The organism is Streptodolium elevatio (genome assembly GCF_040649515.1).
Taxonomy (GTDB): domain Bacteria; phylum Actinomycetota; class Actinomycetes; order Streptomycetales; family Streptomycetaceae; genus Yinghuangia; species Yinghuangia elevatio.
This window is the reverse complement of the sequence record NZ_JBEZFP010000040.1, coordinates 31416-43657: the sequence shown is the minus strand read 5'-3', so window position 1 is coordinate 43657 and position 12242 is coordinate 31416. Positions and strand designations below refer to the sequence as shown.

The window sequence follows — 12242 nt, the reverse complement described above, 5'->3', positions numbered from 1 at the left end:
TCTACGAGAGGTCTTTCGGGGAGCTCTGCGGTGGGTCCTGCTGTCGGTTCTGTGGTGGGTTCCGCGGCGAGGCCTGCGGAGGGTCGTCCTGCGGCGAGGCCTGCGGGGGGTCGTCCTGCGGCGGGGCCTGAGGCGAGGCCTGCGGGGAGTCGGCGGTGCCGGCGGTCAGGCGTTCCAGGGCGACCACCGTCAGCAGCGCGGTGACCGACGAGATCACCAGGATCGGCATGAGGTCGACCGCCTCGCCGCCGAGGAGCGCGGCGGCCAGCACAATGCCGGTGACCGGCAGGCGGGTCGCCGCGACTCCGGATGCGCAGATGCCGGCCGCGAGCGCGGGGCCCATGCCGAACCCCGGCAGCGCACCGCACGCGATGCCGACGGCGGCACCGATCATGATGGCCGGGAAGATCGGTCCGCCGCGCAGGCTGCCCAACGCGATGCCCCACCCCAGGGTCTTGGCGGCGACCAGCGCGACGAGGGCCAGGACCGCCCACCCGCCGGGATCAGCCGCCAGCAGGCCGACGGTCGCCTGGCCGGACAACGCGGCCTCTTCGGGCGAGCGGTCGGTGGTCAGCGCGTACAGGGTGATGCAGACGCCGACCGCGATGGCACACGCGAAGATGCGCGGGCCGGACAACCTGGTCCAGCGCTCGCTGCGGCGGCCGATCGCGAGGCCCGCGGCAACCAGAAGGCCGACGAGGACGGCCATCGGGATGCCCCACAGGAAGTCGCCCGCGTCCGGCAGCCCCACGGATGGCTTCGTGGGCAGCGACAGCGCGCCGATCTCCAGCCCCGTCCAGTGCCCGAACCCGGTGAACACCAGGGCGCCCACCCCGCTCGCCAGCAGGCAGGGCAGAAGCAGGACAACGCGGGCCGAGCCGGCCAGGGCAACGCTTTCCAGGATCATGACCGCCGGGATCAGCGGACTGCCGAAGATGGTGGCGATTCCCGCGGTGGATCCCGCCGTACCCAGCACCGTGGCGGCCTGCGGATGCCTGGCCCGCCGGGCGGCGGGAAGTGCGAGCAGCGCGACCGCACTTCCCAGTGCCATGAGCGGGGCCTCCGGACCGAGCATCACGCCCAGCGGCAGACACGCCAGAGCAGCGAGCGCGACGCCGGGGGCCTCACGCGGCGGAGTCGGCGCGCCGCCGAGGCCGTGCACCGGCACATGGCCGCCCGCCCCGGGCAGTCGCGTAATGACGGGCGCGGCCAGCAGTCCGGCGAGAGCGAGCGTGGGCAGGCCCCACCACCAGGGAGCGCGCGAGTAGCCGAGCGCGTCCGGCGCGGATTCCCAGATCCAGTGCTGGAGTTCGTGCACAAGGCTGACGAACCCGAACGCGACCAGCGAGACCGGGATGCCGACGAGCGCCGCGATGAGCAGCAGCCGCAGGACCGCGGGGTCGGTGAGGAGCCGTTGGAGCGGCATCGTCTGCTGCGGCTCGCTCATGTGTGGGGTCCGTCCGTCCGATCCACTGCCCGCCGCAGCGCGCCCGTGGCGGCAGTAAATCAGACATTCGACCTATTTCAGCCTATTAACCGCTGGGTTCGGCAGCATGAGCCGCATCCTGCGGAAGGAGCCCTGCCCTGCGGCGTGAGTCACCAGCCGTACGGGGCGGCGTGCTCGGGAGGCGTCAGCGTGAAACCTGGCGGTCGCGAGTGTTGCCGGCGCCTATGAGGGCGACGAAGCCGATGACGATCACAGAGCCGACGAGCAGTTTGACGATGAATCCCAGGAACGCGCCGATGATCCAGATCAGCAGCGCGCCGATCATGAGCAGTACGAGAACCGGTACGCCGATGCGCAGCCACGCGGGTACGGCACCCATGGCATCCCCCACACGAAGTCGCGGACGGTACGCCGAGGACGGTGGTCCGTCGGCCGGGCACTCGCTATCTGCCCGTGACCGGTGACGTCACACGTAGTGTGTGCGGTTCCCGCGCGGAGCGTCCTTCCCCGGCGGACGCGGACGGTTCGCGCGGCCGGTTGGGGAGCACGCGTTCCGGGCGGGTCGCCTCAGACCGGCCAGGCTTCGCGGCGCCAGGCCGCGTCCCAGAACATCCACTCGTAGCGCGACGTCGTCACGAAGTGCGCGATCACCTTGGCCCGCTCGGTGGCCGAGAGGTCGGCGCCGACCCGGTCGGTGAGGTCGAGCACCGCGCGTACCGTCGACTGGAACTCCTCGTCGCCGTACGTCGCGATCCAGCGCGCGAACAGCGGGTCCGGCGACGACTTCTCGAGCAGCGCCTCGCCCACGCGCGCGTAGATCCAGTAGCACGGGAGGACCGCGCCCAGGCCCTCGGCGAAGGAACCGCCGTAGGCGGTGGCCAGCAGGTAGCTCGTGTACGCGCGCGTCGTGGGCAGCACCGGCTCGGCGGCCGCCTGCGCGGCGGAACTGCCGTACGCGGTCATGAACTCCGCGTGCATGGCCTGCTCGGCGGCGATCGCTCCGGCGGCGTCCGAGGCGAACTGGCGTACGGCGTCCTCGTCGGGCGCCTTCGCGGCGCACACCGCGAGTGCGCGCGCGTAGTCGCGCAGGTAGTGCGAATCCTGGACGACGTAGTGCCGGAACGCCTCGGGCGGCAGCGAGCCGTCGGTCAGGCCCTGGAGGAAGGGGTGGGCCAGGATCTCCGCGTAGACGTCGTCGATCGCCGACCACAATTCGTCGCGGAACGCCACGGTTCTGCCCCTCTCTCGTTCGGCTCGCTGTAGTGCGTTGGGTGGTTCGGTTGGGTGGTTCGGTTGGGTGCTTCGGTTGGGTACTTCGGTTGGGTTGTGCGGCTCGCCGGTCAGGCGTGCTGGTGTTCGGTTCACCCTAACCGGGGCCGATTGCGGTGCCCGGCGCGGGACCGGTTGCGGGACGGGGCGCGCGGGGCTGGGCGCGCGGGACGGGCCGCGGGACGGGGTCGGCTCACGACTCCGGTGGTGAGAAGAAGACGAGCACGCGCAAGGGCTCGGTGATCCGCTGGAAGCGGTGCTCGACACCGGCCGGGACGAAGACAACGCTGCCGCGCGCGACGTCCGTCACCTCGGTCCCGACGGTGAGGGCGGCGCGGCCGCTGATGACGACGTACACCTCATCCTGGCCGTGCGGCTTCTGGGTGTCGACCTCGCCGGGCTCCAGCGCGTACAGGCCCATCGAGAAGTGCCGCTCGTTGAGGAACCGCAGGTACGCACCCCGCTCCTGGGCCCGCTCCAGGTCGAGATCGTCGAGTCGGAACGCCTTCACTCCGGGTGTCTCCTCACGGACCGTGGTCCCCGCGGGACCGCTGCGTGCAGAAGATACGACACAGCCGGTCGGCTCGCCGCCCCTCTCCTCACAACAGATGGCCTGACCTGACACGATGCGGACATGAAGAGCCTCGTCATCAAGCTGATCGTCAACGCGGCGGCCATCTGGATCACCGCGGTGGTCGTGGACGGTGTGAACATCACGGGCGACTCGTGGGGCAACAAAGCCCTCACGGTGCTGTTCGTCGCGCTGATCTTCGGTGTCATCAACATCGTGATCAAGCCGATCGTGAAGTTGTTCTCGCTACCGTTGTTCATCCTCACGCTCGGGCTGATCACCTTTGTGATCAACGCCCTGATGTTGTGGCTGACCTCGTGGGTGTCCGGCAAGCTCGATCTGAGCTTCCACGTCGAAGGGTTCTGGCAGGCGCTGCTCGGTGCCCTGGTGATCTCGCTCGTCAGCTGGTTCCTCAACCTGGTTCTGGACCGCGACTGACGAGTCGGTTGGATGTTTCACGTGAAACTTCGCGCGGACGGGTGACGAAACCGGCGAAGGACCACAGTCAAGGAGCGACATGACCTCGGACGGGACGCGCGCCGTACATGCCGGACTTCCCACGGTTCACCCGGGAGGTCCATTCGGGAACAACCCGGTATTCGCCAGCACGTTCCATATGAGCGGCGATCCGGAGGGTCCGTTCCAGTACGGGCGGTATGCGAATCCGACGTGGGTCGCGCTCGAAGAGGCCGTCGGTGAACTCGAAGGCGCCGACGCCGCGTCCACGGTGACCTTCGCCTCGGGCATGGCGGCCGTCTCGGGAGCGCTGCTCGCACTCGCGGAGCCGGGGGCCACGGTCGTCCTGCCGTCCGACGGGTACCCGGCCACACGCGCGGTCGGCGACCACCTGGCCGCGCGCGGAGTGACCGTACGCCTGGCCCCGACCGCCGCCGACGCGCAGGCCACGGCCCTGCGAGGGGCCGACTTGGTGTGGCTGGAGACGCCGTCCAACCCGGGCCTCGACGTGTGCGACATCGCCCGGCTGTGCGAACTGGCGCATGCCGAAGGCGCCTTGGTCGCCGTCGACAACACCCTCGCGACACCGCTCGGGCAGAACCCGCTGGCGCTGGGTGCGGATCTGTCCGTGGCCAGCGGCACCAAGGCCCTGACCGGGCACAGCGACATCCTGCTCGGTTACGTCGCCTGCGCGGACCGGGCCGTCGCCGACCGGGTGCGCGGCTGGCGCACGATGACCGGCGGCATTCCCGGTCCCATGGAGGCATGGCTCGCGCACCGCTCGCTGGCCACCCTCCACCTGCGCGTCGACCGACAGGCGGCCAACGCCCTCGCACTGGCGACGTGGCTGCGCGGTCGGGCCGAGGTCGGCGACGTACGCCATCCCGGTCTCGCCGACGACCCGGCGCACGCTGTCGCGTCCCGGCAAATGCGCAGGTACGGCTGCGTGGTGGCGTTCACACTTCCGGGCCGCGAGCACGCCGAGCGCTTCCTCGACGCGCTGCGGCTGACGGCGGTCGCCACCAGCTTCGGGGCGACGCACAGCATGGCCGAGCGTCGCGGACGCTGGCCGGGCGACGATGTTCCGGCGGGCTTCATCCGCTTCTCCGTCGGGTGCGAGGACACCGAGGACCTGATCGCCGACGTGGCTCAGGCGCTTGATGCCGCGCTCGAGGATCGTGCCTGACGCGGAGCTGGGTACGGACGTCGGTACGGATCTCGACACGGACGACGGACCTCGATACGCACGTCGATACGGACGTTGACCCGGGGGTCGATGCGGGGATCGATACGGGGATCGATACGGGGGTCGACACCGGCGGTGACTGCTTGTCGACACGAATCGTGGCGCCCCGCGGGACTCCGGGCTTGACGCTGCGTTGGGCTTCGCTCGCGAGGCCGGGCCCCAGTTGACTCGCGGCTCCGCTCGTGACGTGGCGCGTGATTCCGCGCCGGATTCCTCGGTCGATTCCGCACCTGACTCCGCGCCACCCGACTCCGCCTTGGCGTCGTACTTGGCGTCGTACTTGGCGTCGAACGTGGCACTGTTGAACCTGGCGGGGTTGAGCGTGGTACCGAGCCTGGCGCGGCTGAGCGCGGTTGAGCCTGGACGTCGAACGCGGCGTCGAACGCGGTGGGCCTTCGTTGTTTCGGGTGGTCGGGCGTCGCGGTCGGCACCTTGGGGCGGCGGCGGACGTTCCCGAGGCAAGGAAGGGCGGGCAGGGCGGAGGTCATCGCAGGCCACCGAAGACCCGCCTTCGTCACAAGATCACGTCAACCCTCGACGGTTTCCGGTCATTACCCCAGGATCCGGTGCACAACGACTTGTTCACGCCCCCAGGCGCGTCAAGGATGACACTGGCCCCGTGCGGGGCCGACACTTCATGAGGGAGCAACACGCGTATCCCGCACCGGGGAACGCGCGGGTGGGGTTGAACGGCGAGGGGGGTCAGTGGATCTGACGTTGCTGCGCACGTTCCTTGCGGTGCACCGGGCGGGGTCCTTCACCCGCGCCGCGCACCTGCTCGACCTCTCGCAGCCCGCGATCACCGCGCAGATCCGCAGCCTGGAGAAGCAGGTCGGGCGGCAGCTCTTCCAGCGCCTCCCCCGCGGCGTGACGCCGACGACAGTCGCCGACGAACTGGCCGCGAAACTCGCCCCGCACCTCGACGCGTTGGAGGAGATCACCGCGCGCGACGTGCTCGGCACCGATCCCCTCCAGCACACCGTGCACCTGGCCGGTCCGCCGGAGGTCACCGGCCGCCGGGTCCTGCCCGCGCTCGCCGACCTGGTACGCCGGGGCCTGCGCCTGCGGGTGACCCTCGGCTCCGGCGACGACCTGCTCACCGGACTCGCCGCGGCCCGGCACGACATCGTCGTCTCCGACGTCCGGCCGCGCGGCCGCGGCATCTCCTCGACCCCGCTCGCGGACGAGGAGTACGTCCTCGTCGGCGCCCCGCGCTGGGCCGAACTGCTGCCCCGCGGCCGAATAGAAGCCGGCGGGCCCAGCGCGCTGGACGGCGCCCCGCTCATCTCCGACAACGAGGAACAACTGCTCGTCGAGCGGTACTGGGCAAGCGTGTTCGACACCAAGCCCACGTCGCCGGCCGGACTTGTCGTGCCCGACCTGCGTGCGGTGCTCGACTGCGTGCGCGCGGGCGCGGGCATCGCCGTGCTGCCGCGCTACCTGTGTGCGGACGCGCTGGCGGACACGTCGGTCGTGGCGCTGCTGGAGCCCGAAGTCCCACCGCTCAGCACGCTGTTCCTGGCGGTACGCACGGGCGAGCTCAGCCGCCCGCACCTCGCCCAGTTGCACGCCCGGCTGGTCGCGCGCGCCGCCGAGTGGTGACGCGCGCGGGCGGCACGCACCTCCCCGCATCCGCACGGCAGCCGCCCGCACCCACCGGCACCTACTGAAGGTCGCGCTCCAGCAGCGTCAGAATGCCCTCGATGTTCGCGGTCAGATATGCGGCGAGCGTCGCGGGAACCACGTCCACCGTGGCCAGCCCCTCGGGCGTGAACGGCACGCGCACCACCTCGTACGCGCCGTTCGGCTCCTCCACCTCCGGCCCGTGCCGCAGCCCCGGGTCGATCGACTCCAGCCGGCACGCGAAAAAGTGCTGGACCTTCACGCCGCCGCCGGGCTCAGGCACGGTGTCGACGAACGCCGGGACGCCGCACGCGAGTTTCGCACCCAGCTCCTCCAACACCTCACGCCGCAGGCCCTCGGCGACCGTGGTGTCCCCCGCCTCGACACCGCCGCCCGGGGTGATCCAATACGGCGTGCGCCCCGGCTTGGTGCGCTTGATCAGGACCAGCCTGTCCTCGTCGTCGAGCAGGATCGCGCGAGCCGTCCGTTTGACCACTTCCCGCATGGGGCGCTCCAAGGCTTTCCGGGGTACCTGAACGGATCATTCCGATCAGCGGCCCGATTCATGCCTGGACGACCGCGTCATCCCGCCGTTCGGACGCGCACCCGCGCCCCGACTCCGGAATCCGACACCGATAACCGGTGCCCGAGCCCACGTCGAAGCGCAGTCCAACGTCGGAACCCAATGGCCGAACCCAACGCCGGGACCCGCCACCGAAACCCGCGACCAAATCCCGCCACCGCAGACCGGACCCAGGCCCGACACGCGAGCCGGAGGGTCACACCCGCCCCCACCCGATGTCAGCCCGCCTGCGGACCAGGCCGTACAACCCCCGACTCATAGGCGATGACGACCAGTTGCGCGCGGTCGCGCGCCCCCAGCTTCACCATCGCGCGGCTCACGTGCGTCTTGGCGGTCAGCGGGGACACGAACAAGTGCTCGGCGATCTCGTCGTTGCTCATCCCGGACGCGACCAGTGCCAGCACCTCGCGCTCACGATCGGTGAGCGCGGTCAGCCGATCCGGCGCGGCCACCTTCGGCTCCGGCTGCGAGAGGAACCGGCTGACCAGTGCTCGGGTGGCCCCCGGCGACAGCAGCGACTCGCCCGACGCGACCGTCTTGATGGCCCGCAGCAGGTCGGCGGGCTCGGTGTCCTTCACCAGGAAGCCGCTCGCCCCCGCCCGCAGCGCCTCGAAGACGTAGTCGTCGACCTCGAAGGTCGTCAGGACCAGCACCTTCACCCCGGCGAGGTCCTCGTCGCCGACGATCCGCCGGGTCGCCTCCAGACCGTCCATCTCCGGCATCCGGATGTCCATGAGCACGACGTCGGCCCGCGTCTCGCGCGCCATCTTCACCGCCTCGGCGCCGGTCGCGGCCTCGCCGACCACCTCGAGCTCGGGATCCGAGCCGATCAGCACCTTGAACCCCGCACGGACCAACGACTGGTCGTCCGCGATCAGCACCCGGACCATTTGCTTCCCTCCGTAGATTTCGGACGCGTCGGCCCGCTTGCCGCGATGGGCGGATTTTCGGTGGGCAGCTCCGCGGTGACCAGGAACCCGCGCTCACCGCCGCGCGGACCCACGCCCAAGGTCCCGCCCACGGCGGTGGCGCGCTCGCGCATGCCGAGCACGCCGTGCCCGGTGCCGTGGCCCGTCGCGTCCGCGGCGGCGTCCCCGGTCTGCTCGGCGGCGACGCCGAATCCGTTGTCGGCGACCTCCAGGCGTACCGAGTACGCCTGGTAGCTGATCCGCACCGTCGCCTCCGCCCCCGGCCCCGCGTGCTTGACCGCGTTGGTCAGCGACTCCTGCACGATGCGGTAGAGCGCGAGCCCGACCGGCGCGGGCAGTGCCCGCTGCTCGCCGGTCACCTGCAACAACACCGGCAGCCCGGCGGTACGGAACGACGCGACGAGCGCCCCGATGCCCTCCGCCCCCGGCGTCGGCTCGGTCGGAGTGTCGCTGTCGCCGTCCTGGCGCAGCACGCCGAGCGTCGTACGCAGCTCCGCGAGCGCGTCGCGGCTCGCCTCCTTGATGTGCACCAGCGCCTGCTTCGCCTGCCCCGAGTCCTGGTCGATGACGTGCGCGGCGACCCCGGCCTGGATGTTGATCATCGCGATGCTGTGCGCGACCACGTCGTGGAGTTCGCGCGCGATGCGCATGCGCTCGGCCGTGACGCGGCGGCGGGCCTCCTCCTCGCGCTCACGGTCCGCACGGGCGAGGCGGGCCTGCACCTCGGCCCAGTACGCCCGCTTGGCGCGTACCGCCTCACCGACCGCGACCGGCAGGTACAGCCACACCGCCGACAGGTAGTTCTCCGGGCGCAGGAACGCCGTGCCCAGCACGGTCAGCCGGATCACCGTGTGCCCGACCGCGACCGCGGAAGCGATCCACAGCGACCGGCGCAGTCCCTCCCGCGACGCCACCGTGTACATCGCGATGAGCGTCGGGATCAGGATCGAGCCCTCGCGCCCGTCCGCAGCGAGGTACGCGAGTTGGCCGAGTTCGGTGAGCGCCAGCACGACCAGCGGATGGCGGCGGCGGATCAGCAGCGGCAGGCACGTCACGACACCGAGCGCCAGGTTGAAGGCGTTCGGGTGGCCGATGACCTGGGCGTGCTCCTTCGGCTGGGCGAGCGCCCCGCCGATCACGGCGCAGATCGTGAACGCGGTGAGCAGCGCGTCGAACGCCCACGGCCGCTCGCGCAGCACCCGCAGCCGTTCCACCCACGGGCCGCCGGGGCGGCGCGGGAGGGACGTAGGCGTGTGCTCGGAGACAGCGGCGGAGGCCCGGCCGGGCAGAACCGGGGTGATGACCGGGCCGGGCGCGTGCGCGGCAACGGACGCGGAGGGAGAAGCAGCACCCGGCACGCCGACGGCGTCCGACCCCGAGTCAGCCGAGGCGGCCGAGCCAGCCCCAGACGTACCCGCGGCACTACCCGTACCCGGAGCACTGCCCGTACCCGCGGTGCCGCCCGTACGCACAGCACCGCCAGTACCCGCGGCACTATCCGTACCGGAGTCACCAAGCACCTCAACGGGACGAGACGCGCCCGCAGCACCGGACGCACCCGCGGAACCAGGTGAAGCCCCGGCACCAGACGCGCCCGCGGCACCCGACCCACCGACGGCATCACCATTCGTCCCGGGCGCGGGCACAGGCGCAGGCGCGGACGCAGGCGCAGGACGGCCCCGCGCGGCGTCGCGCACGGGGCCGTCCTGCTGCTGCATCACTTCTCCTCAGGGTCCTTCACGGTGTACGGGATCAACGCCCCCCGCCGACGAGGACCGGCTCGCGGTCCTCCTCGCCGCGTCCCCCGTGCCCGGGATCGGGCCGGTCGCCGTGACCGGGCCACCAGGCGGCGTGTCCGATCAGTGCGGTGACCGCGGGCACCAGGAACATCGACATCACGAACGCGGAGATGCAGATGCCGGCGGAGACCGCGAAACCCATCTCCGTCATCATGCTGATTCCCGCAAACATCAGGGAGGCGAACGTCCCCGCAAGGATGACACCTGCGGCGGCCACCGAGGGACCGGCGTGCTCGACCGCGAGTGCCGCGGCCTGGCGTGGCTCGTTCCCCTCCTTCGCCTCCTCGCGCAATCGGGCGACCATGAGGATGTTGTAGTCCGTGCCGATCGCGACCACGAACATGTAGATCATGATCGGCAGCATGAACATCACACCCGCGTGGTCCAGCAGCATCTGGAACACGAACACCGTCGCGCCCAGCGTCGCCGCGTAGCCGAGGACCACCGCCAGCATCAGGTACCAAGGTGCCACGACACTGCGCAGCAGCAGGCCCAGGATCAGCGCGATCAGCAGGCCGGCCACCGGGAAGATGACCTTCATGTCGTGGTTGGTCGCCTCACGGACGTCCGTGAACGCGGCCGTCGCGCCGCCCACCAGGACGTCGGTGCCCGGCGGCGCCGCCCGGTCCGCCGCGTCGCGCAGCGGATCGATCGTGTCCAGCGCCTTGTTGGTGTACGGGCTCTCCTCCAGGACCAGCTTGATCTCCGCCGCCTTGCCGTCCGCGCTGTACTTCACGTGGCCGGCGTTCGGGTCGTCCGGGTTGACCTCGTTGACGTCGCCGACGCCCGGGGCGTTCTGCAGGTCCATCGCGAAGCGCTCGACGGCCGGCTTGTCCAGCGTCGCGCCGCCGGTGGACTTGACGTACACCTGCGTCGGGTTCAGCGTGCCGGCCGGGAAACCGGTCTGCATGTCCTTCATCGCCTTGGCCGACTCGGTGTCGCTCGGCAGCTGGCTGATCTGGTCGTAGTCCGCCTTGAAGCCCAGTACTCCGGACGCCAGCGCGAGCATGATCGCGCCGGACACCACCGCCACGCCGAGCGGCCGGCGGCCGACCAGCTTGCCCATGCGCTGGAACGTCGTGCCCTCGGGCTGCTTCTGCCACGTCTTGCTGGGCCAGAAGATGCGGGGGCCGAGCAGCGAGACGACGGCCGGGACCAGGGTCAGACCCGCGATGGCCATGACGATGACCGCGATGGCCAGGCCGGGGCCCATCGAGCGGAAGCTGCCGAGGGTGGCCAGCAGCATCGCGCCGAACGCGATCACGACCGCACCCGCCGCCGACGCGATGGCCTCGCCGACACGCTCGACGGCGACGATCATGGCCTGCTTCTTGTCGTCCCCCGCCCGCAGGCGTTCTCGATAGCGGAACAGCAGGAAGAGGATGTAGTCGGTGCCGATGCCGAACAGCACGACGATGAGGATCGTCTGCAACGACTGCTCGACCTCGAACCCGAAGGCCTTGCCCGCGAGCGCGATCACCGCCGGGGCCACCATCGCGACCAGGCCGACCACCACGATCGGCATGAGTGCCGCGACCGGGCTGCGGTAGATCACCAGCAGCAGCACGAGGATCAGCACGATCGTCACGATGCCGACGATCGCCTCGGCCTTCTTGAAGGCGTCCTCGTTGTCGAGGTTCATCGCCGGACCGCCGGTGTAGCCGACCTTGAGGTCGGTGCCGTTCATCAGCGGCTCGGTCGCGTCCCGCAGGTGCTTGACGGCGTCGTTGACCTCGGTGTCCTGCGCGGTGCCCTTGATCGTCGCGTTCGCGAGCATGATCTGCTGGTTGTCGGAGAGCTGCCCGGCCGCCACCGAGGTGACCGCACCGACCTCCGCCTCGGCGCCCGGCGCCAACGGCTTGACCTGGCTCTCCGCCAGCTTCGCGACGATGCCCTTCACGTCGGACTGGTCGTCCGCGGTGAACGCTCCGCCGTCGGCGCGCTTGAAGACCATCAGCGCGCTCTGGTCCTTGGACTGCGGGAACTGCTGCTCGGCGAGGTCATCCGCCTGGACCGACTCGTACTTGCTGGGCAGGAAGCTCGCCGTGTCCTGATTGGTGATGTCGGAGAGCTTCGGGGCGAACGCCACGAGGGCGACCGCCGCCACGAGCCAGACCCCGATGACCTTCCAGGGATTGTGGACGACGAGCCTTCCGAGTCGTCCGAACATGCTGTCTCCTTCATGCTGCTGTCCCGCGGGCACGCGGATGGGCAGCATTGAACGTAGGCAGGCATGTGCGCCCTACACAATCTGAAAAGGCGCAGGTCAGATAAGTTCCGCCCGCTGTATGACAGGCCCGCACGCCGCGTGCAGAAGCG

11 protein-coding genes are annotated in these 12242 nt (G+C 70.6%); 3 read left to right on the top strand and 8 right to left on the bottom strand.

The window, feature by feature from the left end; all coding sequences use genetic code 11:
- Position 1 precedes the first annotated feature (1 nt).
- From AB0C36_RS17525 to AB0C36_RS17510, 4 genes are all read right to left on the bottom strand, one after another.
- Complete coding sequence (locus tag AB0C36_RS17525) at positions 2-1447, bottom strand: chloride channel protein (RefSeq protein WP_358354955.1); 1446 nt, start codon at positions 1445-1447, stop codon at positions 2-4.
- A 184-nt stretch (positions 1448-1631) separates the two neighbouring features.
- On the bottom strand, positions 1632-1826 hold the full coding sequence (locus AB0C36_RS17520) for a hypothetical protein (protein ID WP_358354952.1): 195 nt from the start codon (positions 1824-1826) through the stop codon (positions 1632-1634).
- A 188-nt stretch (positions 1827-2014) separates the two neighbouring features.
- Positions 2015-2677 carry a thiaminase II gene (gene tenA / locus AB0C36_RS17515; protein WP_358354949.1) on the bottom strand — a complete coding sequence of 221 codons (663 nt, stop codon included), beginning with the start codon at positions 2675-2677 and terminating at the stop codon, positions 2015-2017.
- Between the two features lie 232 nt (positions 2678-2909).
- Entirely contained in the window at positions 2910-3227 is a 318-nt protein-coding gene (locus AB0C36_RS17510; RefSeq protein WP_358354946.1) for a cupin domain-containing protein, read from the bottom strand.
- 123 nt (positions 3228-3350) lie between these two features.
- Here AB0C36_RS17510 and AB0C36_RS17505 point away from each other — a divergent pair, with 123 nt between their 5' ends.
- From AB0C36_RS17505 to AB0C36_RS17495, 3 genes are all read left to right on the top strand, one after another.
- Positions 3351-3725 (top strand): phage holin family protein, encoded by a 375-nt coding sequence (locus tag AB0C36_RS17505; RefSeq protein ID WP_358354943.1) that lies wholly within the window; start codon positions 3351-3353, stop codon positions 3723-3725.
- A 79-nt stretch (positions 3726-3804) separates the two neighbouring features.
- On the top strand, positions 3805-4929 hold the full coding sequence (locus AB0C36_RS17500) for a cystathionine gamma-lyase (RefSeq protein ID WP_358354940.1): 1125 nt from the start codon (positions 3805-3807) through the stop codon (positions 4927-4929).
- Positions 4930-5694: 765 nt separating this feature from the next.
- On the top strand, positions 5695-6591 hold the full coding sequence (locus tag AB0C36_RS17495; RefSeq protein WP_358354938.1) for a LysR family transcriptional regulator: 897 nt from the start codon (positions 5695-5697) through the stop codon (positions 6589-6591).
- A gap of 61 nt (positions 6592-6652) precedes the next feature.
- Here the strand turns inward: AB0C36_RS17495 and AB0C36_RS17490 are convergent, their stop codons facing one another.
- The 4 genes from AB0C36_RS17490 to AB0C36_RS17475 form a co-directional block, all read right to left on the bottom strand.
- Complete coding sequence (locus AB0C36_RS17490; RefSeq protein WP_358354935.1) at positions 6653-7117, bottom strand: NUDIX domain-containing protein; 465 nt, start codon at positions 7115-7117, stop codon at positions 6653-6655.
- Positions 7118-7413: 296 nt separating this feature from the next.
- A complete protein-coding gene (locus AB0C36_RS17485) occupies positions 7414-8085 on the bottom strand; it encodes a response regulator (protein ID WP_358354932.1) in 672 nt (223 codons plus the stop codon).
- Positions 8070-9482 carry a sensor histidine kinase gene (locus AB0C36_RS17480; RefSeq protein WP_358354930.1) on the bottom strand — a complete coding sequence of 471 codons (1413 nt, stop codon included), beginning with the start codon at positions 9480-9482 and terminating at the stop codon, positions 8070-8072. Before AB0C36_RS17480 ends, AB0C36_RS17485 begins: the two co-directional genes overlap by 16 nt.
- A 394-nt stretch (positions 9483-9876) precedes the next feature.
- Positions 9877-12093 (bottom strand): MMPL family transporter, encoded by a 2217-nt coding sequence (locus AB0C36_RS17475; RefSeq protein WP_358354927.1) that lies wholly within the window; start codon positions 12091-12093, stop codon positions 9877-9879.
- Positions 12094-12242: the final 149 nt, after the last annotated feature.

What these genes read in the sequence shown, in the direction of transcription:
- AB0C36_RS17525 (WP_358354955.1), bottom strand. Translation starts at nt 1,447, where the DNA reads ATGAGCGAGCCGCAGCAGACGATGCCGCTCCAACGGCTCCTCACCGAC.
- AB0C36_RS17520 (WP_358354952.1), bottom strand. Translation starts at nt 1,826, where the DNA reads ATGGGTGCCGTACCCGCGTGGCTGCGCATCGGCGTACCGGTTCTCGTA.
- AB0C36_RS17505 (WP_358354943.1), top strand. Translation starts at nt 3,351, where the DNA reads ATGAAGAGCCTCGTCATCAAGCTGATCGTCAACGCGGCGGCCATCTGG.
- AB0C36_RS17500 (WP_358354940.1), top strand. Translation starts at nt 3,805, where the DNA reads ATGACCTCGGACGGGACGCGCGCCGTACATGCCGGACTTCCCACGGTT.
- AB0C36_RS17490 (WP_358354935.1), bottom strand. Translation starts at nt 7,117, where the DNA reads ATGCGGGAAGTGGTCAAACGGACGGCTCGCGCGATCCTGCTCGACGAC.
- AB0C36_RS17485 (WP_358354932.1), bottom strand. Translation starts at nt 8,085, where the DNA reads ATGGTCCGGGTGCTGATCGCGGACGACCAGTCGTTGGTCCGTGCGGGG.
- AB0C36_RS17475 (WP_358354927.1), bottom strand. Translation starts at nt 12,093, where the DNA reads ATGTTCGGACGACTCGGAAGGCTCGTCGTCCACAATCCCTGGAAGGTC.